The following is a 22,461-nucleotide window of genomic DNA, read 5'->3' as shown; positions in this document are numbered from 1 at the left end:
GCCTGCAGTAGTTTGATGAGGTTTTGAAATGACTGAACGTCTGAATAACGACTTCCAGTTCATCGAAGTCGGGCGCAAAGACCCGAAGAAGAAGCTGTTGCGTCAGCGCAAGAAGGAGTTCGTCGAGATCTACGACAACTTCAAGCCGGCCCAGGCCTCCGAACAGGCGCACCGTTGCCTGGGTTGCGGCAACCCCTATTGCGAATGGAAGTGCCCGGTACACAACTTCATTCCCAACTGGCTGAAGCTGGTCTCGGAGGGCAACATCCTCGCCGCCGCCGAGCTGTCCCACCAGACCAACACATTGCCGGAGGTCTGCGGCCGGGTCTGTCCGCAGGACCGCCTGTGCGAGGGCGCCTGCACCCTCAACGACGGCTTCGGCGCGGTGACCATCGGCTCGGTGGAGAAGTACATCACCGACACCGCCTTCGCCATGGGCTGGCGCCCGGACATGTCCAAGGTCAAGCCGACCGGCAAGCGCGTCGCGGTGATCGGCGCCGGCCCCGCGGGCCTCGGCTGTGCCGACGTGCTGGTGCGCAACGGCGTGACCCCGGTGGTGTTCGACAAGAACCCGGAAATCGGCGGCCTGCTGACCTTCGGCATCCCCGAGTTCAAGCTGGAAAAGACCGTGATGAGCAATCGCCGCGAGGTCTTCAGCGGCATGGGCATCGAGTTCCGCCTCAACACCGAGGTGGGCACCGACGTGACCATGGAGCAGCTGCTCGCCGAGTACGACGCCGTGTTCATGGGCATGGGTACCTACACCTACATGAAGGGCGGCTTCCCCGGCGAGGACCTGCCCGGCGTCTACGACGCGCTGGACTTCCTGATCGCCAACGTCAACCGCAACCTCGGTTTCGAGAATGCGCCGGAAGACTTCATCGACATGAAGGGCAAGCGCATCGTCGTGCTCGGGGGCGGCGACACCGCCATGGACTGCAACCGTACCTCGATCCGCCAGGGCGCCAAGAGCGTGACCTGCGCCTACCGCCGCGACGAAGACAACATGCCGGGCTCGCGCAAGGAAGTGAAGAACGCCAAGGAAGAGGGGGTGAAGTTCCTGTTCAACCGCCAGCCCATCGCCATCGTCGGGGAGGACAAGGTGGAGGGCGTCAAGGTGGTCGAGACCCGTCTCGGCGAGCCGGATGCCCGAGGCCGTCGCAGCCCCGAGCCGATCCCCGGCTCCGAAGAAGTCATCCCGGCCGAAGCCGTGCTGATCGCCTTCGGCTTCCGCCCCAGCCCGGCGCCCTGGTTCGAGCAGTTCGAGATCCAGACCGACAGCCAGGGCCGCGTGGTGGCGCCGGAGAAGAGCCAGTTCAAGCACCAGACCAGCAACCCGAAGATCTTCGCCGGTGGCGACATGGTGCGGGGTTCCGACCTGGTGGTGACGGCGATCTTCGAGGGGCGCAACGCCGCCGAAGGCATCCTCGATTACCTGGGTGTCTGATCTGTTGCGGCTGGCGTAGGATGGGTTGAGCGCAGCGATACCCGTCGATCACCTATGGGTTACGCCTTCGGCTAACCTACGCGGTCCGCTCCATCCTGCGGGCGAGGCAAATCGTCGCAATGAACAAAAGGCACGGCGCTCGCCGTGCCTTTTGTTTTGCGGTCTGCGAAAATGCCCGCACTTTTTTGCCGCCTACTTTGTCTCAGGAACTGCCATGACTGCCCTGAAGAACGACCGCTTCCTCCGCGCCCTGCTCAAGCAACCCGTCGACGTCACCCCGGTGTGGATGATGCGCCAGGCCGGTCGCTACCTGCCCGAGTACCGCGCCAGCCGGGCCAAGGCCGGGGACTTCATGAGCCTGATGATGAACCCCGAGTTCGCCTGCGAAGTCACCCTGCAGCCGCTGGACCGCTATCCGCAGCTGGACGCGGCGATCCTCTTCTCCGACATCCTGACCATCCCCCATGCCATGGGGCAGGGCCTGTACTTCGAGACCGGCGAGGGGCCGCGCTTCAAGAAGGTCATCGCCAGCGCCGCCGACATCGAGGCCCTGCCGATTCCCGACCCGCAACAGGACCTGGGCTACGTGATGGATGCGGTGCGCACCATCCGCCGCGAACTGAACGGCCGGGTGCCGCTGATCGGCTTCTCCGGCAGCCCCTGGACCCTGGCCACCTACATGGTCGAGGGCGGTTCGAGCAAGGACTTCCGCAAGTCCAAGGCCATGCTCTACGACAACCCGCAGGCCATGCACGCCCTGCTCGACAAGCTGGCGCAGTCGGTCACCAGCTACCTCAACGGGCAGATCCAGGCCGGCGCCCAGGCGGTGCAGATCTTCGACACCTGGGGCGGCAACCTGTCGGCGGCGGCCTACCAGGAGTTCTCCCTGGCCTATATGCAGAAGATCGTCACGGGGCTGATCCGCGAACACGACGGGCGCAAGGTGCCGGTGATCCTCTTCACCAAGAACGGCGGCCTGTGGCTGGAGTCCTTGGCCGCCACCGGCGCCGACGCGCTGGGCCTGGACTGGAGCTGCGATATCGGTGAGGCGCGCCGCCGGGTCGGTAACCAGGTGGCCCTGCAGGGCAACATGGACCCCACGGTGCTCTACGCCAAGCCGGCAGCGATCCGCGCCGAGGTGGCGCGCATCCTCGCCAGCTACGGCCAGGGCTCGGGCCACGTGTTCAACCTCGGCCACGGCATCACCCCGGAGGTCGACCCGGCCCACGCCGGGGCTTTCCTCGAAGCGGTGCACGAGCTATCGGCGCAGTATCACATCGAGTGAACGAACAGGGCCGCATTTGCGGCCCTGTTGTTATCGGCGCCGCGACCTTCTTGCCCTTGAGCTAGTCATTAGATGACCAGGTTTCTCGCGCTTGTCATGGGCTTTGCATAGAATCCAGGGCATCTAGGACGAGGGAGGTGTGGAATGCGGCGTGTGGTGTTCAATCAGAAGGGCGGCGTGGGCAAGTCCAGTATCGCCTGCAACCTGGCGGCGGTGAGTGCGGCGCAGGGCTATCGTACCCTGTTGGTCGACCTGGACGCCCAGGCCAACTCCACCCATTACCTGACCGGCCTGACCGGCGCCGAGATACCCACCGGGATCGCCGATTTCTTCAAGCAGACCCTGTCCAGCGGGCCCTTCGCCAAGAAGGGGCGGGTCGATATCTACGAGACGCCGTTCGCCAACCTGCATGTGGTCACCGCCACCGCGGAACTGGCGGACCTGCAACCCAAGCTCGAGGCCAAGCACAAGATCAACAAGCTGCGCAAACTGCTGGACGAGCTGGGCGAGGATTACGAGCGAATCTATCTGGATACGCCGCCGGCCCTGAATTTCTACACGGTTTCCGCGCTGATCGCGGCCGACCGCTGTCTGATTCCCTTCGACTGCGACAGCTTCTCGCGCAATGCCCTCTATGGCCTGCTGCAGGAGATCGAAGAGCTGCGCGAGGACCATAACGAGGCCCTGGAGGTGGAGGGCATAGTGGTCAACCAGTTCCAGCCGCGTGCTTCCCTGCCGCAACTGCTGCTCGACGAACTGCTCGGCGAGGGGCTGCCGGTGCTGCCGGTGAACCTGATGAGCTCGGTGAAGATGCGCGAGTCGCACCAGGCCTGCACGCCGCTGATCCATTTCGATGCGCGGCACAAGCTGACCCGGCAGTTCGTCGAACTGCACGACCTGCTCGAAGCCGGCGTCTAGATTGGCCCGCCAAACACACGAGGCGCCCTGGGGCGCCTCGTGTGTTTGCGGTTGTATGCGGAGTGGCCGCGTCTAGCGGACCACGAAGATGTCGCAGGGCGCGCGGTGCAGGAAGTGCTGGGCCAGGCTGCCGAGTAGCGCCTGGGACAGGGCGCTGCGGCCGTGGCTGCCGAGCACCAGCAACTCGCTGCGGCGGGCCTTCAGCTGCTCCTGCAGGCAGCGCAGGATGCCGCCCTGGAGGACTTCATGTGTCAGGGTCGGGCCCTCGGCGGGCAGGCTGTGGCTCTCGTCTTCGAGCAATTGGTCGATCAGCGCCTGCTGGATCTGCAGCTGGGCTTCGACCTGCTGCGGCGTGCCCTTATCCGCCTCGAATACATGCAGGGCGTGCAGCCCGGCGCTGCTCGGCAGCAGGCGGTAGGCCTGGCCCAGGGCGCTGCAGGCGCACAGGGAGAAGTCGATGGCGGCCAGGGCGCGCTGGTAGGGCTGGAAGTCGTTGCGCGCGACCAGCAGCAGCGGCACCGGGCACTGGCGGGCGATGCGGTCGAGGCTGGTGCCGGAGAAGAAGTCGTGGCGCTGATGATGGGCGCCGAGTACCAGCAGGTCGCACTCGAGCGCCTGCAGTTGCTGCAGCACCGCCTCCGACGGCTTGCCGCTGCACAGGCGCAGCTCGCTGCCGGGCGGGGCGTAGCGGGTCAGGCTGCTGTCCAGGCTCTGCTGGGCCTGGTCCTGTTGCGGGCCACTGAGGCCGGGGTCGAGGACGTGCAGGAGGGTCAGCCGGGCATTGTGCTGCCGGGCCAGCTGGGCGGCCCGGCACAGGGCCAGGTCGGCGGTGTCGCGCAGGTCGTGGGCGATGAGGATATGGCTGAACATGGGCGAGGGCGCTCCAGCCGCTGGGCTCGTAAATGTATTATCCCCTCAGGCTTAGCCGCTGTATTGACCTACCGCAAGGTCAGGCGTCAGGGCGCGCTCTTGCGTCGGGCGAGACGGCACTTCCGGGTGCCGTCGCCGCCGGCCTTCAGAGGCCCTGTTCGGCGAGCCAGGCGAGCAGCTGCGGCAGAGGCAGGGCGCCGCTCTGCCGGGCGACCTCGCGACCCCGCTTGAACAGGATCAGGCTGGGAATCGAGCGGATGCCCAGCTGTCCGGCCAGCTGCCGGTTGGCCTCGCTGTCCAGCTTGCCCAGGCGCACCTTGCCCTGAAGTCGTTCGGCGGCCTGGGCGAAGGTCGGTGCGAAGGCCTTGCAGGGGCCGCACCAGTCGGCCCAGACATCGACCAGCAGCGGCAGGTCGCCTTTCAGCTGGCCGGCGAAGTTAGCCTGGCTCAGCTCGATGGGGGCGGTGGGCAACAGCGCGCTCTTGCACCGGCCGCAGACGGGGTTGTCGCCCAGGCGCTGAGCGGGGATGCGGTTGAGGCCGTCGCAGGCGGGGCAGGGGATCAGCAGGGGTTGAGACATAGCGTACTCCTAGACTGCCTATAAGGTGGTGGCGGCACGGCGTTAAAACAAGGGTAGAGTGAGCGGCACCGGAGGTCCCATGGCATTACCCTCGTTGAATCTGTTGCGCAGCTTCGCCGTGCTCGGCGATACCCTCAACGTCAAGCGCGCCGCCGAGCGCCTGCATGTCACGCCGACTGCGGTCAGCCATCAGCTGCGCGAGCTGGAGGCGGCCCTGGACTGCAAGCTGTTCCAGCGCCTGCCGCGCGGTCTGGAGCTGACCGACGCCGGGCGCTCGTTCTGGCGCGAGGTGGCTCCGGCGATGCGCCAGCTGGAGAGTGCCGTCCGGGCGCGCCAGGTACGGCGGCCGTTTCGCGTGTCCAGCTTTCCCTTCCTCGCTCAGTCCGTGGTGCTGCCGCTGCTGGGCGAGCTGCAGGCGTTGCTCGGCGAGCGTCTGCTGAGCCTCGACACCCGTCGCGAGATCCTCGACCTCGAGGGCCACGGCATCGACCTCGGCCTGCGCTTCGCCGTCGACCCGGCGGACTGGGGCGAGCTGCGGGCGCGGCGCCTGAGCGGTTTTCAGCTGGCGCCGCTGGTGGCGGCGGACTTTCCCCGGGTGCCCTGGCCGCCGCCTGCCGATCTGCTGCCGATTCGCCTGAGCCAGGAGCAGCACGGTTGGCGGCAGTGGGCCGCGGTGCATGGCTGGCAACCGGCGGCCGATGGCCTGGTGCTGGACAGTTATGCCGCGGTGTTGAGCGCCACCGAGCAGGGCCTGGGGGTGGCCATCGGCTTCCTGCCGCTGTGCATCGACGCGCTGCAGGCGGGCAGGCTGCGGCCGCTGTGGCCGCGGCGGCGGGCCAGTGGCGGGGCGTTGTGGGCGGTCTGGCCGGCCGCGGCGGAGAGCCCGGGGCTGCTGCGGGTGGTCGACTGGCTGGCGCAGCGCCTGGACGGGATGGAGGCGCGCAGCGATGAGTTCTTCTCAGCTCTCGAGGGCTGAAATCTCGCTTTTCCGCGCGGCGGCGGCCGGCAAGAGTGGCGGTATCTGCACGAGGAAGCCGCCATGCGTTTCGATACCTATGAATTCTCCGCCCGCGACGGCTACCCGCTCGCCGTCAGCTCCTACCGCCCGATGCGGCCGCGCTATGGGCTGCTGCTGAACGGCGCCACCGGGGTCGCCCAGCGCTTTTACCGCAGCTTTGCCGAGCATGCGGCCAGTCGTGGCGCCTGGGTGTTCTGCTACGACTACCGCGGCATAGGTGCCAGCCGCGCGGCGGCCTGGCAGGGGCGGGCGCCGAGTATGGCCGACTGGGGCCGCATCGATCAGGCGAGCCTGCTCGACCATCTGCCGGCCGACCTGCCGGTGGCGGTGCTCGGGCACTCGGTGGGCGGGCAGCTGCCGGGCCTGGCCGACAACGCCGGGCGCATCCAGGCGCTGCTCGGCGTGGCCGCGCAGTCGGGTTACTGGCGGCTGTGGCCGGCCAACCGGCAGTGGCGACTGGCGCTCAACTGGTACGCGCTGGTGCCGCTGCTCACCCGCCTCTGCGGGCGGCTGCCGGGCTGGGTCATGGGCGGTGAGGCGCTGCCGCGGGAGGTGGCGCTGGAGTGGGCGCGCTGGTGCCGCACGCCGGCCTTCATCGCCACGCCGGACGGCCGCCCCTGGCGCCCGCACTTCGCCGAGCTGCAGGCCCCGGCGCGCTTTCTGGTGATCGCCGATGACCTGGCCTTCGCCCCACGCAAGGCGGTGGAGGAGCTGGCCGGCTTCTACACGGCGGCGCGCCGCGAGCAGCAGATCGTCGCGCCCGCGGACTGGGGACTGCGCAGCCTCGGACACTTCGGCTTCTTCCGGCGTGAAGCGCCGCGCGAGCTCTGGAACGAGCAACTGGCCTGGCTGGAGCGGACCCTGGGGCTGAGGCCGGCCCGCGCGCCGGCCTGAGCCGCGGCGGGCAGGCCGGCTGGGCTCAGACCGGGGTCAGCGGCCAGAACAGCGGGATCACCAGGGTCGCGGCGAGCCAGAGGATCAGGTTGAGCGGGCCGCCGATCCTCATGAAGTCGGTGAAGCGGTAGCCGCCGGCGTTGTAGACGAAGGTGTTGGTCTGGTAGCCGATCGGCGTGGCGAAGCTGGCGCTGGCGGCGAACATCACCGCCACCACGAAGGCCCGCGGGTCGACGCCCAGGTGCTGGGCCAGGCCGATGGCGATGGGGGTGACCAGCACGGCCACGGCGTTGTTCGACAGCATCTCGGTGAGGATCGAGGTGAACAGGTAGATGAACGACAGCATCAGCAGCGGACCGGCCCAGGGCAGCAGGCCCATGACGTTCTCCACCAGCAGCCTGACCAGGCCGACCTTGTCCATGGCGATGCTGATCGCCAGCATGCCGAAGATCAGGCTGAGGATCTTCCAGTCGACCGCCTTGTAGGCGTCCTCCACGTCCAGGCAGCGGGTCGCCAGCACGGTGACCGCGCCGATGATCGCCAGGCCTTCGATCGGCATCACGCCGAGGGCGGCCAGCAGCATCACGGCCAGGGTGGCGATGATGGCGATCGGCGCCTTGTCGCGGCGGAAGGCGCGCTCCTGCACGGCGTTGAGGCTGATCAGTTCGCCGTTGTCGGCGAAGCGCTTGATCTGCGCCGGGGTGCCCTCGACCAGCATCACGTCGCCGAACTGCAGCTCGAAGTCGTCGAGGTTGCCCTGGATGTTCTCGTCCTGGCGGTGCACGGCGAGCACGGCGATGCCGTAGCGCGCGGTGAGGTCCAGGTCGCGCATGGGGCGGTGGCTGTAGCGCGAGTTGCGCCCGACTATGGCCTCGGCGAGGATCACGTCGTGGCTGCTGATGGTCTCGAAGGCGTCGCCGCGGTTGAACGACAGGTGGCCGCTCTCGCGCAGTTCCACCACGTTCTTCACCTGGCCGTGCAGCACCAGGCGGTCGCCGCTGGCCAGCAGGGTGTCATGGCCGGGGGTGGTGAGCTCCTGCTCCTCGCGGAACAGCTTGAGCACCTGCAGGCCGCTGCCGCCGTTGAGGTTGGCCTCGGCCAGGGTCTTGCCGATCACCGGCGAATCCTGGGGCACCAGCAGCTCGGTCATGAAGGTGCGGTCCAGGTCGGGGCGCAGTTGCCGGGACAGGGTCTCGCGCTCGGGCAGCAGGTGGCGGCCGATGGTCAGCAGGTAGAGCATACCGACGGTGGCGAGGATCAGCCCGGCGCCGGTGATCTCGAAGATGCCGAAGGGCGCCAGGCCGGCCTTGCGCGCCACGCCGTCGACCAGGATGTTGGTCGAGGTGCCGATCAGGGTCAGGGTGCCGCCGAGGATGGTGGCGTAGGACAGCGGGATCAGCAGCTTGGACGGCTGGGTGCCGGCGCGCCGGGCCAGGGAGATGGCCACCGGGGTGAGGATGGCCACCACCGGGGTGTTGTTCAGGCAGGCGGAGATCGCCAGGGCGGTCAGGGTCAGGCCGGTGAGTACGCGGATCGGGCTGGTGCCGACCAGGTTGCCCAGCCAGTTGCCCAGGGCGTCGATGCAGCCGGTACGTTCCAGGGCGGCGGACAGCACGAACATGCAGGCGATGGTCACCGGCGCCGAGTTGCTCAGTACGCTGAGCACCTCCTTGGGTTCCAGCAGCTGGGTCACCAGCAGGGCGGCCACGGCGATGGCCGCGACCACGTCCGGGCTCCACTTCTCGCGGACGAAGGCCACCAGCAGCCAGATCAGCAGCGCGCCGACGAAGAGCAGTGGCAGAGAGTCCCAGAACATGAGGCGTCCTTAGCGTGCGAGTCTCGAGGGGGACGGGGCCGAAGGCGGCCCGCAAGGTCGCCAAGATAGAGGCCTTTGCTTAGATAGTCTAAGAATGTTTGAGAAGGTTTATATGCCCTTTTTGCTTGTTGACCGGGGGCTGTACCGGCACCTGCGCGGCGCACTGTGCCTGTGCCTGGAAGCCCCGCAGGGCTAGGCTCGGGGTTTTCCAACGGAGGGCGATTCATGGGCCAGCTAGGTATTCTCGGTGGCATGAGCTGGGAGTCCACGGCCAGCTACTACCGTTTGCTCAACCAGGGCGTGCGTGAGCGTCTGGGCGGCCTGCATTCGGCGTCCCTGTTGCTGCATTCGGTGGACTTCGCAGCGATCGCCGCGCTGCAGCAGCGCGGCGACTGGGACGAAGCCGGTCGACAACTGGCGGTCGCCGCCCGGGGGCTGGCGGCGGCCGGCGCCGGCGCGTTGCTGCTGGCCACCAACACCATGCACAAGGTGGCGCCGGCCATCGAGGCGGCGGTGGACATTCCCTTGCTGCATATCGGCGATGCCGTCGGCCAGGCGCTGCGGCGCCAAGGCGTGCAGCGGGCGGGGCTGCTCGGCACGCGCTTCACCATGCAGGAAGCCTTCTACCGCCAGCGCCTGGTCGAGCACTTCGCCATCGAGGTGCTGCTGCCGGAGGCCGCGGCCATGGACGAGATCGACCGGGTGATCTTCGCCGAGCTGTGCCGCGGCGAGTTCACGGCACCGTCGCGGGCCTTCTATCTGGAGTGCCTCGAGCGGCTGCGGGACGACGGCGCCGAGGCGGCGATCCTCGGCTGTACCGAGATCGGCCTGCTGCTGGAAGGGGCCCGCTCGCCCTTGCCGCTGCTCGACAGCAGCGAGGTGCATGTGGCCATGGGCCTGGAGTGGCTGCTGGCCGAGGCTTGAGATTCGCGGCCGGGGCATCGCCACGCTCGACCCGGTCTAGGACGAGCAGCTGATCGCCAGGTGCTTGCCCCATTCCGGCGGGCGTTCGGCGTAGCGCTCCATGCCCGGCTGCTCGTCGAAGGGGCGGCTGAGCACCGCGTGCAGTTCCCGCACCGGCCCATAGTCGCCCTGCTCGGCGGCTTCTATGACCTGCTGGGCCAGGTAGTTGCGCAGGATGTACTTGGGGTTGACCCCGCGCATGCGCGCGCGGCGTGCCTTCTGGCCGCCGTCGTCCGCTGCGCAGCGGGCTTGGTAGTCGGCGGCCCAGGCGTCGAAGCCGGCCAGGTCGACGAAGTCCTCGCGCAGCCGCGCCAGCGCCTGTTCGGGCGCACTGTCGCCCAGGGCGCGGAAGAAGTTCGTATAGTCCACCGCGCCGCCCTGCATCAATTGCAGCAGGCGCTGGATCAGCGCCTCGTCGCCCTCGGCGGCATCGGTCAGGCCCAGGCGTCGGCGCATCAGGTCCAGGTAGTGGGCCTGGTACAGCGGCAGGAACAGGCCGAGGGCCTCGCGCAGCGCCTCGATTTCGACGAAGGCGGTCAGGGCCTGGCCCAGGGCCGCGAGGTTCCACTGGGCGATCGGCACCTGGTTGCTGAAACTGTAGCGGCCGCTGTCGTCGGAGTGGTTGCAGATGTGGTTGGCGTCGAAGTCGTCGAGGAAGGCGTAGGGGCCGTAGTCGAAGGTGATGCCGAGGATCGACATGTTGTCGCTGTTCATCACCCCGTGGCAGAAACCATAGGCCTGCCAGTGGGCGATCAGCGCGGCGTTGCGCTCGACCACCTCGCGGAACAGCGCCAGGTAGGGTTGCTCCTGCTCCAGGCAGTCGGGGAAATGGCAGTGCAGCACATGCTCGCCGAGCTGCTTGAGCTGTTCCGGCTGGCGGGTGTAGTAGAAGTATTCGAAATGGCCGAAGCGCACGTGGCTGCGGGCCAGGCGCAGCAGCATGGCGGCGCTTTCCTTCTTCTCGCGCCACACCGGTGTGTTCGAGGCGGTGACGCACAGCGCCCGCGAGGTGGGGATGCCGAGGGCATGCAGGTGCTCGCTGGCGAGGAACTCGCGGATCGAGCTGCGCAGCACCGCGCGGCCGTCGCCCATGCGCGAGTAGGGGGTCTGGCCGGCGCCTTTCAGGTGCAGGTCCCAGTGTTCGCCGGCGGCGTTGACCACCTCGCCCAGCAGCAGGCCGCGGCCGTCGCCCAGGCGCGGGTTGTACACGCCGAACTGGTGCCCGGAATAGACCATCGCCCGGGGTTCGGCTTCGTGCCACAGCTTGTGCCCGGCGAACAGCTGGGCAAATTCCTCGCACTCGGCCTCTGCCGGATCGAGGTCGAGCAGGGCCATGGCCGCCGGGCTGGCCACCACCAGGCGCGGCTCGGCGATCGGCTCGGGCAGCACCTCGGTGGAGAAGGCATCGCCCAGGCGGGCGAAGCGGTTATCGAAGGTCAGGTCGGTGAGCGACTTCAAGGTAACTCTCCAGCAGGGCAGGGGCGGCGGAGCGGGTGGCCGGGGGGTCTATACCCCCGACCATAACCCGCCGCTCAGTTGGGGTCGACCGCCGGCGCCGCCGGCTGCGGGTGCAGCTGCGGCTGCTGACCGATGCTGGCCTGGCCGCTGCCGAGGTCGAGCTCCTGGCCGTACTGGTTCTTCAGCGTCACCTCGACCTGGTTGAAGGCCATCTCCACTTTGTTCTCGCGGAAGCTCAGGGCGATGCGCGTGAGGATCTCGTCGGTGGAGGCGTTGCGGTCGCCCAGCTCGCGCACGTGGAAGCGCAGTTCGTAGTCGAAGGTGCTGGCGCTGATGGTCAGGAAGAACAGCTGCGGCTCGGGGTCGCGCAGCACCCGCGGATTCTCCAGCACGGCCTGCATCATCAGCTCGCGGGCCAGCGGCAGGTCGGTCTCGTAGGCCACGCCGATCTTGATGATCACCCGGGTCACGGTGTCGTTGAGCGACCAGTTGATCAGCTGGTCGGTGACGAAGGTCTTGTTCGGCACGATGATTTCTTTGCGGTCGAAATCGGTGATGGTGGTGGCGCGGATGCGGATGCGGCTGACCGTGCCGGACAGGTTGCCGATGGTCACCACGTCGCCGATGCGCACCGGGCGCTCGAACAGGATGATCAGGCCGGAGATGAAGTTGGCGAAGATCTCCTGCAGGCCGAAGCCCAGGCCCACCGAGAGCGCCGCCACCAGCCACTGCAGCTTGTCCCAGCTGACCCCCAGGGTCGACAGGGTGACCACGAAGCCGACTCCGACTATCACGTAGGACAGCAGGGTGGTGGTGGCGTAGGCGCTGCCCTGGGCCAGGCGCATGCGCGACAGCACCAGCACCTCGAGCAGGCCCGGCAGGTTGCGCGCCAGGGCCACGGTGATGGCCACTATGATCAGGGCGCCGAGCAGGTCGCTGAGGCTGATCGGCACCAGGCTGGCGCTCTCGCCGCTGCCGCTGCTGTATTCGTAGAGGGTGACGTTGTCCAGGTAGGCGAACACCGAGATCAGGTCGGCCCAGACCCAGTACAGGCCGGCGGTGAACACGCCGAGCAGGGTGAGGCGGATCAGGCGCAGCGACTGCTGGTTGATCTGCTCGATATCCAGGGTCGGCTCCTCCACCGATGCCTCGCCGCCTTCGCCGCCTTCCTTGCTCTGCGCCAGGCGCTTGCTGGTGGCGCGCTGGTAGGCCAGACGCCGCGCCGCGACGGCCAGGCCGCGGACAAAGGCGGCCTCGACGATCATCCAGATCATCAGCAGGTAGAGGGTGGTGATCAGGCGGTCGCTGAGCTTCAGCGCGGTGTAGTAGTAGCCGAAGCCGACCGCGACGATCAGCGCCAGCGGCAGCAGGCTGAACAGCAGGCCGACGAGCATGCGGAAGGTCGAGGCGTGCTCGCGGGCCCGGCCGCTGAGCAGCAGGGTGTTGAGCAGCCAGGCCATCAGGCCGTAGCAGGTCAGCACCACGGCGATGCCGATGACGTCCTCGGCCAGGTTGGCGGGCTGGTGTTCGGCCACCGCGACCACGGCCACCAGCGCCAGCACCACCAGGCCCAGGTAGCGGATCTGCCGGTGCAGGAACCGCACATGGGGGCGGGCCCAGTGGAAGTGCAGCTCGGCCACGCCGCCGGGGGTGAGGATGCGGTAGACGGTGTAGAACACCAGCCAGGCCAGGGCCATGTCGAACAGCGCCGAGCCCAGGTTGATGTTCTGCCCGCGGGCGTCGAGCTGCAGGGCCAGGCCGCAGAGGGCGAAGAACAGCGTGCCGGGCAGGGCCAGCAGCACGTTGAGCAGGATCGCCATGGGCGTGTGCAGCTGGCTGTCGCGCTTGAAGTGGCCGATGTCCTGGTGCAGCTCGGCCAGCTTGCGATAGAGGAAGCCGCGCTTCCACAGCAGCAGGCCGAGCAGCAGCAGCAGGGGCAGGAACAGCACCGGTCGCTCGATCAGGCCGGCGCCCAGGGCGCGCAGGTTGTCGCCCCAGGGCAGGTCGGCGATCTGCCGCTTGAGCAGCCCCGGGGCGCTGGCGAACCAGTCCAGGTTCAGCGGCTTGTTGCTGGGGATCCAGAACATCTGCTCGTCCAGGGTGGCGCGCAGGGTGCCGGCGGTGCTCTGCAGTTGCTTCTGGTTGAGCTGCAGGGTGATGGACTCGTTGAGCAGCGCATTGAGTTCGCGGTTGAGGCGGTCGAGCAGTTCGCGGCGGGTGCCGATCAGCTCGAGCAGGGTGTTGCGCAGCTCCGCGGTGACGTCCTCGGCCGGCTGCTTGGCCAGCAGCTTGTCGACATAGGCGCCGGGGTTGCCGATGCGTTCGCGTTGCTGGTTCAGCTCGAACTGGTACAGGCGCAGGTCGGCGATCTCGTTGGCCAGGTTGTTGTCCAGCTCCAGGGCGGGCAGCGCCTGCTTCTGCTGGTAGAGGATCCGGGACAGCAGCAGGCTGCCCTGCAGCACGTTGATCTGCTCGTCCAGGGCCTGGTCGGTCTGGCTGAGGCTGTCGAGCTTCTGCTTGACCTGCAGGTTCTGCTGGGTCAGCTGGTTGAGCCGGTCGGTGGCGCTGAGCAGGTAGTCGGAGAGCTTGAGATTGAGGGCGCTCTGGCTGGCCAGCAGCTTGTCCGAGCCGGCCTTCTCCGCCTCGCGGGACTGCTCGGCGACGGTCTCCTCCGATTGCGCGCGGCGTTTCTCGTTGATCAGCGTCTGCAGCTCCAGCAGCTCCTGTTCCAGGCGCTTCATGCGCTCCTCGAGCAGGTCGCGCTGGGCGTGACCGAGGTCCTGCAGCAGGCTGTTGCCGGCCAGCTCCTGGCGCCGCAACTGGGTCTTGGCATCGAGCAGGGCCAGTTCGGCGCCGAGTTGCTCGCGCAGCTCGGTGGTCAGCGGCTTGCCCGACTCCTTGCCGGTCTTCAGGGCGTTGTTGATGTCCTGGGTGCGGGTCTGGTTGCTGCTGATCTCGGCCTGGGCGCGCTCGGGGCGGGTCTGGGCGGTGATGATCAGGCTGTTGGCATCGCCGAGCTGCTTCTGCCATTCGCTGAGCTGGGTGCTGCGTTCGCCGAGCAGCTGCTCCAGCTGCGGCACCGGGGTGCTGGCGTGGCGTCGGGCGGTGCTCGTCGCCTCGCTGGCCTTGAGCCGGGCCAGCTCACGCTGGGCCTCGCCGATCAGCCGCGGCGCCTGCTCGAGCTGCTGCTTGAGCTCGGCCAGGCGTTGCTCGCTCTCGACGCGTTGGGTCAGCAGGCCGAGGGTCTTCTCCAGGGTCTGCTTGAGCGCCAGCAGTTCGGCCTCCGGCAGCTTGCGCTCGGACAGGTTCTCCAGGCTGCGTTTGACTTCGGCGATCTTCGGCGAGTCGGCCGCCTGCAGCACGGGAGCGCCCAGGCAGAGGCCGAGCAGGGCGGCGGCGAATAGGAAACGGAAAGAGGGCATGGTCGCGATCGTGCGGCTCGAAAGGCAGTGAGTTTAGAGGAACAGGCCCGGCCCTGGGCGAACACCTTCGGGGAATTTGACGCCGACCTTGCGGATCTTGTTCCCCTCCATCGCCGCCACCGTCCAGGTCAGGCCCTGCCATTCGACCTGGTCGCCGATCACCGGTTCACCGCCGATCTCGTGGGCGATGAAGCGGCCCAGGGGCTGGCGCCCGTCGAGGCCGTCCAGCTTGAGGCCGTAGAGTGCGGCCACCGCGCTCAGCTCGGCGTCGCCTTCCAGCACGAAGTCGCCGAAGAAGCGCAGGTCCTGGCCCCGTTGCGGCGCCTGGCTGAACAGCTTGCCGAGGGCCGGCAGGTCGTGCTCGTGGCCGATCACACAGAGCAGGTCGCCGGCCTCCAGGGTGGTGCTGCCGGAGGGGTGGAGCAGCTCGTGGCCGCGGAACAGTGCGGCGATCCGCGTGCCGTCGGGCATCTTCAGTTCGCGCAGGGCGGCGCCGATGCACCACTTCTCGGCGCCGAGGCGGTAGATGAACAGCTCCCACTGGCTGGTCGGGTGCACCTCCAGGCCGGCGCGGGACACCGGCGCCGGTTCCGGCGGCACGGTGACGCGCAACCACTTGGCCACCCAGGGCAGGCTGGTGCCCTGCAGCAGCAGGGAGACCAGGACGATGAAGAAGGCCAGGTTGAAGAACAGCTGGGCATTCTCCAGGCCGGCCATCAGCGGGAACACCGCGAGGATGATCGGCACCGCGCCGCGCAGGCCGACCCAGGCGATGAACAGCTTCTCGCGGTCGTGGAAGGCGCGGAACGGCAGCAGGCCCAGGTAGATCGACAGCGGCCGGGCGATGAGGATCATCCACAGCGCCAGGCCCAGGGCCGGCAGGGCGATGGGCAGCAGTTCGCGGGGGGTGACCAGCAGGCCGAGGACCAGGAACATGCCGATCTGGCTGAGCCAGGCCAGGCCGTCGAGCATGTGCAGGATGCCGTGGCGCGAGCGGATCGGCCGGTTGCCCAGCAGCAGGCCGCACAGGTAGATGGCGAGGAAGCCGCTGCCGCCGACGGCGTTGGTGATGGCGAAGATGATCAGCCCGCCGCTGACCACCAGCAAGGGGTAGAGGCCGTTGGCCAGGTGCATGCGGTTGACCAGGTTGAGCAGCAGCCAGCCACCGCCCAGGCCCAGCACGCCGCCGAGGCCGAACTGCAGCAGCAGTTGCAGCGGCAGGTCCCAGCCGAAGCCGGTCTGGCCGCGCACCAGCATGGCGATCAGGGTGACGGTGAGGAACACCGCCATGGGGTCGTTGCTGCCGGACTCGATCTCCAGGGTAGCGCTGACCCGTTCGTTGAGGCCACGGCCGCCGAGCAGGCCGAACACCGCCGCGGCATCGGTGGAGCCGACGATGGCGCCGATCAGCAGGCCCTCCATCGGGCTCAGGCCGAACAGCCAGGCGGCGGCGACGCCGGTCAGCCCGGCGGTGATCAGCACCCCGGCGGTGGCCAGCGACAGCGACGGCCACAGCGCCACGCGGAAACTCTTGACCCGGGTGCGCATGCCGCCGTCGAGGAGGATCACCGCCAGCGCCAGGTTGCCCACCAGGTAGGCCAGGGAGTAGTCGGCGAAGTTGATGCCACCGGGCCCGTCGACCCCGGCGAGCATGCCGACGGCGAGGAAGATCACCAGGATGGGAATGCCGAAACGCGAGCCGAAGGCGCTGACCAGGATGCTCATGGCCACCAGCAATGCACCGATCAGGAACAGGTTGTTGATGGCGCTGGCGTCCAAGGGCGTACTCCGGGCGAGGGGAGAGGGCGCCTTCATGCATGGCGCGTGCCAGGGATTCTAACCGCAGGCCGGGGGCGGCGGGCAAAAAAATGCCCCGCGCCGAGCGGGGCATGGCCGCAAGCGCAGAGGCTCAGAACCAGGTGTCGCGCATGCCCAGGCAGCAGTCGTCGCGGGCCTCGAGCAGGGCCAGCTCGTGGTGGCAGGCCGGCACTTCCCAGGTCAGGAAGTAGCGCGCCGCCCGCAGCTTGCCGCGATAGAAGTCGGCGTCGGAACCATTGCCCCCGCCTTGCAGGAGCAGTGCCAGGCCCTGCTCGGCGCGAATCGCCTGTTCCAGCCAGCGCCAGCCGATCACCAGGTGGCCGAACACCTTGAGGTACAGCGCCGAATTGGCCAGGCCCTGGTTGACCTTGCCGGCCAGCAGGTCGCCGAGCAGCGCCAGGGTCACCGCCGACAGCCGCGCCAGCAGCTGCTCCAGGGGCTGGCGCAGGGCACTCAGGGAGTCGTACTCGGCGGCGCGCTGGCAGCAGTCCTGGATCAGCTTGACCAGTTGCTTGAGCGCGGCGCCACCGTTCATCGACACCTTGCGCCCGAGCAGGTCCAGCGACTGGATGCCGTGGGTGCCCTCGTGGATGGGATTGAGGCGGTTGTCGCGGTAGAACTGCTCCACCGGGTACTCGCGGGTGTAGCCGTGGCCGCCGAGGATCTGGATGGCCAGCTCGTTGGCCTTGAGGCAGAACTCCGAGGGCCAGGACTTGACGATCGGGGTCAGCAGGTCGAGCAGCTGCAGTGCCTGTGCCCGTTGTTCCTCGGTGTCCAGGGTCTGGGTGTCGTCGAACAGCCGGGCGGCGTACAGGCCCAGGTCGAAGGCGCCCTCGACGTAGGCCTTCTGGGCCAGCAGCATGCGCCGCACGTCGGCGTGCTCGATGATCGCCACCTGGGGGCTGGCCGGGTCCTTGCCGTCGGGCTGGCGGCCCTGGGGACGGTTGCGTGCGTAGTCCAGCGAGTAGAGGTAGCCGGCGTAGCCGAGCATCACCGCGCCCATGCCGACGCCGATGCGCGCCTCGTTCATCATCTGGAACATGTAGGCCAGCCCCTGGTGCGGCTGCCCCACCAGGTAGCCGACGCACTGGCCGTTGTCGCCGAAGTTCAGCGCGGTGGAGGTGGTGCCGCGCCAGCCCATCTTGTGGAACAGCCCGGCCAGGGTCACGTCGTTGCGCGGGCCCAGCGAGCCGTCGTCGTTCACATGGTATTTCGGCACGATAAACAGGCTGATGCCCTTCACCCCGGGCGGGGCGTCCGGCAGCTTGGCCAGCACCATGTGCACGATGTTCTCGCTCAGGGGGTGATCGCCGGCGGAGATGAAGATCTTGTTGCCACGGATACGGTAGCTGCCGTCGGCGGCCGGTTCGGCGCGGGTGCGGATGTCCGCCAGGGAGGAGCCGGCGTGGGGCTCGGTCAGGGCCATGGTGCCGAAGCAGCGACCCTCGATCATCGGCTGCAGGAAGCGGCGCTTCTGCTCCGGGCTGCCGAAGCTCTCGATCAGGTTGGCCGCGCCCATGGTCAGGAAGGGGTAGGAGGTGGTCGCCGCGTTGGCCGCCTGGAAGTGGGCGAAGCAGGCCTGCGACAGCAGGTTGGGCAGCTGCATGCCGCCGGCCTCGAAGTCGCGGGTGGCATTGAGGAAGCCGGCCGCGAGGAAGGCGTCCACCGCCGGCTTCACCTCGGGGATCAGCTGCGCGGCGCCGTCGACGTACTGCGGCTCGTGCTCGTCGTTCTTGCGGTTGTGCGGGGCGAACAGCGCCTCGGCGATACCTCGCGCGGTCGCAATCGCTGCCTCGAAAGTTTCTCGATTATGCTCGGCGAAGCGCTCGCGGCGGGTCAGGGCTTCGGCGTCCAGCACCTCGTAGAGTTCGAACGCCAGGTTGCGGGAGCTGAGCAGTATCTCGGACATGGGCGGCCTCCAGTGGATGGCGCCGAGTCTAGGCAGCCGCCCAGGGGCTGCCCAGCACTATCGATGGCCGTGATGGCGGTTCACATGGCCAGCCCTTCGGCCAGTTCGCGGGTCAGCTCGGCGGCGCCGATGGGCCGGCAGCCGGCGAGGTTCTGCCCGGCCCAGAGCGGCGAGCAGTCGCCCAGGCCCTGGCGTTCGGCGGCGGCGCGCAGGGGTGCGAGGGCGGCCGCGGCCAGGGGGAAGGCCGGCACCTCGGCCGGCAGGGCGCCGAGGCTGCGCATCAGGCGGTTGACGATGCCCCGTGCCGGGCGGCCGCTGAACAGGGTGGTCAGGGCCGTGTGCCGCGCCGCCTCGCTCTGCAGGGCGGCGCGGTGCACCGCGCTGGTGCTGGCCTCGGGGCACAGCAGGTAGGCGCTGCCGACCTGCACCCCGGCCGCCCCGAGGCGCCGCGCCGCGGCGACTCCGGCGGCGTCGGCGATGCCGCCGGCGGCGATCACCGGCAGGCGCACGGCCCGCACCACCTGCGGCAGCAGGGTGAAGGTGCCGAGCTGGGTGGACAGGTCCGGGTCGAGGAACAGGCCGCGATGGCCGCCGGCCTCCAGGCCTTGGGCGATGATCGCATCGACGCCGCGGGCCTCCAGCCACAGGGCCTCGGCCACCGTGGTGGCGCAACCGAGGATCTTCGCCCCGCTGGCCCGCACCCGCTCCAGCAGCGCCGCTTCCGGCAGGCCGAAGTGGAAGCTGACCACCGCCGGACGCAGCTCCTCCACCAGCTCGGCCATGGCCGCGTCGAACGGCTGGCGCCCGGGGCCGGCGGGGACGCTGCCGGGGTCGACGTCGAACTCGGCGTAGAAGGGCGCGAGGCGCTCGCGCCAGGCCGTCTCGCGGGCCGCATCCGCGGGTGGTTGGACATGGCAGAAGAAGTTGAGGTTGCACGGCCGGTCGGTCGCCGCGCGCAGGCCCAGCAGCTGCGTGCGCAGGCCGGTGGCGTCGAGCATGGCCGCCGGCAGCGAGCCGAGGCCGCCGGCCTGGCACACGGCGATAGCCAGGCGCTGGTCCTGGGCGCCGGCCATGGGCGCCTGGATGATGGGCAGTTCGCAGCCGAGCAATGTCTGTAGGGTCATGGGGCCTCCTTGGCCGCAGCGGGGGAGGGCGAGCATGCCACAGTTGGCGTATCGGTTCGTCGCCCGCGGTCGCAGCCGGTTACACTGCGCGCCTGTCCCGAGGGAGTCCCGATGAACTACCGCCATGCCTTCCACGCCGGCAACCACGCCGACGTGCTCAAACACCTGGTCCTGAGCCGACTGCTCGCCCTGCTGGGGCGCAAGGAGGCCCCCTTCGCCTACCTCGACAGCCATGCCGGCGTCGGCCTCTACGACCTGGCCGGCGATCAGGCCAGCCGCACCGGCGAGTGGCGCGAGGGCATCGGCCGCCTGTGGCAGGCCGCGGCGGCGCCGGAGCTGCTGCAGGACTACCTCGAGGTGATCCGCGCCATGAACCCGGATGGCCAGCTGCGCTACTACCCCGGCTCGCCGGAGCTGGCGCGGCTGCTCAGCCGCGAGCAGGACCGCCTGCAGCTCAACGAGAAGCACCCGGAGGACGGTGCGCTGCTCAAGGACAACATGCGCGGCGACCGCCGTGTGGCGGTGCACCGGGGCGAGGGTTGGCATGTGCCGCGGGCGCTGCTGCCGACCCGGGAGAAGCGCGTGCTGCTGCTGATCGACCCGCCGTTCGAGCAGGCCGACGAGCTGGAGCGCTGCCTGCAGGCGCTCGGCGAGGCCCTGGGGCGGATGCGTCAGGCCATCGTGGCGATCTGGTACCCGATCAAGGACGAGCGCCAGCTCAAGCGCTTCTATGCCGGCCTGCAGCGTAGCGGCGCACCCAAGCTGCTGCGCGCCGAGCTGCTGGTGCACCGTCCGGACGACCCCGCGCGCCTGGCCGGTTCGGGCCTGGCTATCGCCAACCCGCCTTGGGGCATGGAGCAGGAACTCCAGCAGCTGCTGCCCTGGCTGGCCGAGCACCTGGCCCAGAGCGAGGGCGGCTGGCGCCTGGACTGGCCGGTGCCGGAATGACGCCCTAGCGCCCCGCCTGCGGTTCCACGTAGTAGCTCACCTGCTGGCGCGGACTGAGGTACTCGTACACCGCGCCGGGCAGCTCGCCGGGGCGCAGGCTGCGGGCGATCGCCAGGCCCGGCTCGTCCAGCAGGTCGAGGATCGGTGCCTCGGTCTTGGGCAGCTGCTCGTCGTACAGGATCAGCGTGGGCCTGAGCGGCCGGCCGGGGTTCATGCCCAGCACCAGGCCGTAGCGCTGGTCGTCCAGCTGCACCAGGCTGCCGGGCGGGTAGACCCCCATGCAGCGGATAAAGGCCTTGAGTGCCACCTCGTCGAAGCGCTCGCGCTCCTGGGCGAACATCCGCGACAGGGCCTCGTGGGGGCTGAGGGCGTCCTCGACCCGCAGCGGGTTGCACAGGTTGTCGAACCTATTGGTGATGCACACCAGGCGGCTGAGGCGGCCGATCGCCGCTTCGCGCAGCTGGCGCGGGTAGCCGCTGCCGTCGCAGTACTCGTGGTGCTCGTGGATGATGCGCAGCACCTCGTCGTCGAGCATCAGGCGCTGGCCCATGCGCAGGCCGAACTCGGTGTGCAGTTGCAGCAGCTGTTGCTCGGGGCGGGTCAGCGGCTCGCTCTTGAGCAGCACCTTGCTCGGCACCTCGAGCTTACCGATGTCATGCAGCAGCGCCCCCAGGCCCAGGGTGTGGACGGCCTCGGCGTCCAGGCCGAGCTGGCGTCCCAGCAGCATGGACAACACGGTGACGTTGAGGGCATGGGAGTGGGCATCCTCGGCGGCCTTGCCGGTGATGTTGTGCAGCACCACCTCATGATCGCCGCACATGGCCTCGACCAGGCCGCGTACCACCTCGCCGGCCTGGCGGATGGCATGTTCGGGCTGGCTGCGCAGCGTCTGGTTGAGCGTCTTGACCTGTTGACCGGCCTTGAGAAAGCTGCGGTCCACCTCGGCCAGGCGTTTGCGCAGGGCCCTGAGGGTATCGGCCCGGGCCTGCCGCGCCTGGGCCAGGGCATCGACCGCAGGTGCCGGCATAGGCGCGGGTGCGGCCGTCGGCAGTGGCAGTGGCGGGCAATCGCTGCGCGCCGGGTCGTAGCGCAGCTGCGCCAGGCCCAGGGCCCGCAGCGCGTCGATCTGGCCCTGGTCCTTGATCTTGAAGCTGTTGCGGGCGAAACCGTGCTTCCACCAGCTCAGCTCGAGTTGGATGAACAGGCCGACGCACAGCTGCTCGGGGCGGATGAGATGGCCGTCGGGCATGGGGGCTCGCGGGGTAGGCTAGTGGCTAATGGCCAGAGTATATCCTTTTGTCCGCCAGCGGTTGCGTCGCGCCGGCCTCAGGCCGGCAGGCAGACGCCGGTGCCTCCCAGGCCGCAATAGCCGCCGGGGTTCTTCGCCAGGTATTGCTGGTGATAGGCCTCGGCATAGTAGAAGGGCGGCGCCTCGGCGATCTCGGTGGTGATGGCGCCGAGGCCGGCCTTGTCCAGCTCGGCCTGGAACCTGGCCTGGCTGGCCAGGGCCGCGGCCAGTTGTTCGGCGCCGTAGCAGTAGATGGCCGAGCGATATTGGCTGCCGACATCGTTGCCCTGACGCATGCCCTGGGTGGGGTTGTGCGCCTCCCAGAATACCCGGAGCAGGGCAGCGAAGCTGATCAGTTGCGGGTCGAAGACCACCAGCACCACCTCCGTGTGGCCGGTCAGTCCCGAGCAGGTTTCCTCGTAGGTCGGGTTGGGCGTGTGGCCGCCGGCATAGCCGACTGCGGTGGTCCACACCCCCGGTTGCTGCCAGAAGCGTCGCTCGGCGCCCCAGAAGCAGCCGAGGCCGAATAGCACCCGTTGCAGGCCCGCCGGGAAGGGCGGCTGCAGCGGCCGACCATTGACATGGTGGGCGTCCGGCACCGGCAGCGGTGTGGCGCGTCCGGGCAGGGCCTGATCGGCACTGGGCAGGTGCAGTTTGTGGGCGAGTATTTGCGAGCGTAGAACCATGTACCCTGTCCTCGACG

17 protein-coding genes are annotated in these 22,461 nt (G+C 68.7%); 7 read left to right on the top strand and 10 right to left on the bottom strand.

Annotated elements, in window-relative coordinates:
- Positions 1–28 precede the first annotated feature (28 nt).
- From ACSX1C_RS13345 to ACSX1C_RS13335, 3 genes are all read left to right on the top strand, one after another.
- Positions 29–1,447 carry an FAD-dependent oxidoreductase gene (locus ACSX1C_RS13345; protein ID WP_439886523.1) on the top strand — a complete coding sequence of 473 codons (1,419 nt, stop codon included), beginning with the start codon at positions 29–31 and terminating at the stop codon, positions 1,445–1,447.
- 214 nt (positions 1,448–1,661) lie between these two features.
- Positions 1,662–2,732 carry a uroporphyrinogen decarboxylase gene (gene hemE / locus ACSX1C_RS13340; protein ID WP_439886522.1) on the top strand — a complete coding sequence of 357 codons (1,071 nt, stop codon included), beginning with the start codon at positions 1,662–1,664 and terminating at the stop codon, positions 2,730–2,732.
- 144 nt (positions 2,733–2,876) lie between these two features.
- Positions 2,877–3,650, top strand: coding sequence for a ParA family protein (locus ACSX1C_RS13335; protein ID WP_439886521.1), 774 nt, complete (start codon positions 2,877–2,879; stop codon positions 3,648–3,650).
- A gap of 72 nt (positions 3,651–3,722) precedes the next feature.
- Here ACSX1C_RS13335 and ACSX1C_RS13330 read toward each other — a convergent pair whose 3' ends face one another.
- Positions 3,723–4,520, bottom strand: coding sequence for a universal stress protein (locus tag ACSX1C_RS13330; protein WP_439886520.1), 798 nt, complete (start codon positions 4,518–4,520; stop codon positions 3,723–3,725).
- Between the two features lie 145 nt (positions 4,521–4,665).
- On the bottom strand, positions 4,666–5,100 hold the full coding sequence (gene trxC / locus ACSX1C_RS13325; protein WP_439886519.1) for a thioredoxin TrxC: 435 nt from the start codon (positions 5,098–5,100) through the stop codon (positions 4,666–4,668).
- 79 nt (positions 5,101–5,179) lie between these two features.
- On the opposite strand from trxC, the gene ACSX1C_RS13320 reads away from it, so the two are divergent.
- Positions 5,180–6,076: a LysR family transcriptional regulator gene (locus ACSX1C_RS13320; RefSeq protein WP_439886518.1), complete on the top strand. Its 897-nt coding sequence runs from the start codon at positions 5,180–5,182 to the stop codon at positions 6,074–6,076.
- A 63-nt stretch (positions 6,077–6,139) separates the two neighbouring features.
- A complete protein-coding gene (locus tag ACSX1C_RS13315; protein ID WP_439886517.1) occupies positions 6,140–7,012 on the top strand; it encodes an alpha/beta hydrolase family protein in 873 nt (290 codons plus the stop codon).
- 25 nt (positions 7,013–7,037) lie between these two features.
- Here the strand turns inward: ACSX1C_RS13315 and ACSX1C_RS13310 are convergent, their stop codons facing one another.
- On the bottom strand, positions 7,038–8,828 hold the full coding sequence (locus tag ACSX1C_RS13310; protein WP_439886516.1) for an SLC13 family permease: 1,791 nt from the start codon (positions 8,826–8,828) through the stop codon (positions 7,038–7,040).
- Between the two features lie 225 nt (positions 8,829–9,053).
- Here ACSX1C_RS13310 and ACSX1C_RS13305 point away from each other — a divergent pair, with 225 nt between their 5' ends.
- Positions 9,054–9,752 carry an aspartate/glutamate racemase family protein gene (locus tag ACSX1C_RS13305; protein ID WP_439886515.1) on the top strand — a complete coding sequence of 233 codons (699 nt, stop codon included), beginning with the start codon at positions 9,054–9,056 and terminating at the stop codon, positions 9,750–9,752.
- 36 nt (positions 9,753–9,788) lie between these two features.
- Here the strand turns inward: ACSX1C_RS13305 and selO are convergent, their stop codons facing one another.
- The 5 genes from selO to ACSX1C_RS13280 form a co-directional block, all read right to left on the bottom strand.
- Positions 9,789–11,249, bottom strand: a complete 1,461-nt coding sequence (gene selO, locus ACSX1C_RS13300) for a protein adenylyltransferase SelO (RefSeq protein ID WP_439886514.1) — start codon at positions 11,247–11,249, stop codon at positions 9,789–9,791.
- A 74-nt stretch (positions 11,250–11,323) separates the two neighbouring features.
- Complete coding sequence (mscK, locus tag ACSX1C_RS13295; protein ID WP_439886513.1) at positions 11,324–14,671, bottom strand: mechanosensitive channel MscK; 3,348 nt, start codon at positions 14,669–14,671, stop codon at positions 11,324–11,326.
- A 33-nt stretch (positions 14,672–14,704) separates the two neighbouring features.
- Entirely contained in the window at positions 14,705–16,450 is a 1,746-nt protein-coding gene (locus ACSX1C_RS13290) for a potassium/proton antiporter (RefSeq protein ID WP_439886512.1), read from the bottom strand.
- A gap of 130 nt (positions 16,451–16,580) precedes the next feature.
- Positions 16,581–18,398 carry an acyl-CoA dehydrogenase gene (locus ACSX1C_RS13285; protein WP_439886511.1) on the bottom strand — a complete coding sequence of 606 codons (1,818 nt, stop codon included), beginning with the start codon at positions 18,396–18,398 and terminating at the stop codon, positions 16,581–16,583.
- A gap of 80 nt (positions 18,399–18,478) precedes the next feature.
- Positions 18,479–19,522 (bottom strand): NAD(P)H-dependent flavin oxidoreductase, encoded by a 1,044-nt coding sequence (locus tag ACSX1C_RS13280; protein WP_439886510.1) that lies wholly within the window; start codon positions 19,520–19,522, stop codon positions 18,479–18,481.
- Positions 19,523–19,633: 111 nt separating this feature from the next.
- On the opposite strand from ACSX1C_RS13280, the gene ACSX1C_RS13275 reads away from it, so the two are divergent.
- Entirely contained in the window at positions 19,634–20,470 is an 837-nt protein-coding gene (locus ACSX1C_RS13275; RefSeq protein WP_439886509.1) for a 23S rRNA (adenine(2030)-N(6))-methyltransferase RlmJ, read from the top strand.
- Positions 20,471–20,474: 4 nt separating this feature from the next.
- On the opposite strand, the gene ACSX1C_RS13270 is transcribed toward ACSX1C_RS13275, so the two are convergent.
- Entirely contained in the window at positions 20,475–21,719 is a 1,245-nt protein-coding gene (locus tag ACSX1C_RS13270; RefSeq protein ID WP_439886508.1) for an HD-GYP domain-containing protein, read from the bottom strand.
- A gap of 77 nt (positions 21,720–21,796) precedes the next feature.
- The gene (gene msrA, locus ACSX1C_RS13265; protein ID WP_439886507.1) at positions 21,797–22,444 is read right to left on the bottom strand and encodes a peptide-methionine (S)-S-oxide reductase MsrA; all 648 of its coding nucleotides are present in this window, start codon (positions 22,442–22,444) and stop codon (positions 21,797–21,799) included.
- Between the last annotated feature and the right edge of the window lie 17 nt (positions 22,445–22,461).

Source organism: Pseudomonas sp. MBLB4123 (assembly GCF_051904775.1).
Lineage (GTDB): Bacteria > Pseudomonadota > Gammaproteobacteria > Pseudomonadales > Pseudomonadaceae > Aquipseudomonas > Aquipseudomonas benzenivorans_B.
Note: the sequence above shows the minus strand (reverse complement) of the source record. Positions and strands in the feature narration are given on the sequence as shown.

Excerpts from the sequence above, each read along its gene's own strand:
- msrA (WP_439886507.1), bottom strand. The coding sequence starts at position 22,444 with ATGGTTCTACGCTCGCAAATACTCGCCCACAAACTGCACCTGCCCAGT.
- ACSX1C_RS13345 (WP_439886523.1), top strand. The coding sequence starts at position 29 with ATGACTGAACGTCTGAATAACGACTTCCAGTTCATCGAAGTCGGGCGC.
- ACSX1C_RS13280 (WP_439886510.1), bottom strand. The coding sequence starts at position 19,522 with ATGACCCTACAGACATTGCTCGGCTGCGAACTGCCCATCATCCAGGCG.
- ACSX1C_RS13285 (WP_439886511.1), bottom strand. The coding sequence starts at position 18,398 with ATGTCCGAGATACTGCTCAGCTCCCGCAACCTGGCGTTCGAACTCTAC.
- mscK (WP_439886513.1), bottom strand. The coding sequence starts at position 14,671 with ATGCCCTCTTTCCGTTTCCTATTCGCCGCCGCCCTGCTCGGCCTCTGC.
- ACSX1C_RS13270 (WP_439886508.1), bottom strand. The coding sequence starts at position 21,719 with ATGCCCGACGGCCATCTCATCCGCCCCGAGCAGCTGTGCGTCGGCCTG.
- ACSX1C_RS13305 (WP_439886515.1), top strand. The coding sequence starts at position 9,054 with ATGGGCCAGCTAGGTATTCTCGGTGGCATGAGCTGGGAGTCCACGGCC.
- ACSX1C_RS13320 (WP_439886518.1), top strand. The coding sequence starts at position 5,180 with ATGGCATTACCCTCGTTGAATCTGTTGCGCAGCTTCGCCGTGCTCGGC.
- trxC (WP_439886519.1), bottom strand. The coding sequence starts at position 5,100 with ATGTCTCAACCCCTGCTGATCCCCTGCCCCGCCTGCGACGGCCTCAAC.
- ACSX1C_RS13330 (WP_439886520.1), bottom strand. The coding sequence starts at position 4,520 with ATGTTCAGCCATATCCTCATCGCCCACGACCTGCGCGACACCGCCGAC.
- ACSX1C_RS13335 (WP_439886521.1), top strand. The coding sequence starts at position 2,877 with ATGCGGCGTGTGGTGTTCAATCAGAAGGGCGGCGTGGGCAAGTCCAGT.
- hemE (WP_439886522.1), top strand. The coding sequence starts at position 1,662 with ATGACTGCCCTGAAGAACGACCGCTTCCTCCGCGCCCTGCTCAAGCAA.
- ACSX1C_RS13275 (WP_439886509.1), top strand. The coding sequence starts at position 19,634 with ATGAACTACCGCCATGCCTTCCACGCCGGCAACCACGCCGACGTGCTC.
- ACSX1C_RS13315 (WP_439886517.1), top strand. The coding sequence starts at position 6,140 with ATGCGTTTCGATACCTATGAATTCTCCGCCCGCGACGGCTACCCGCTC.
- ACSX1C_RS13310 (WP_439886516.1), bottom strand. The coding sequence starts at position 8,828 with ATGTTCTGGGACTCTCTGCCACTGCTCTTCGTCGGCGCGCTGCTGATC.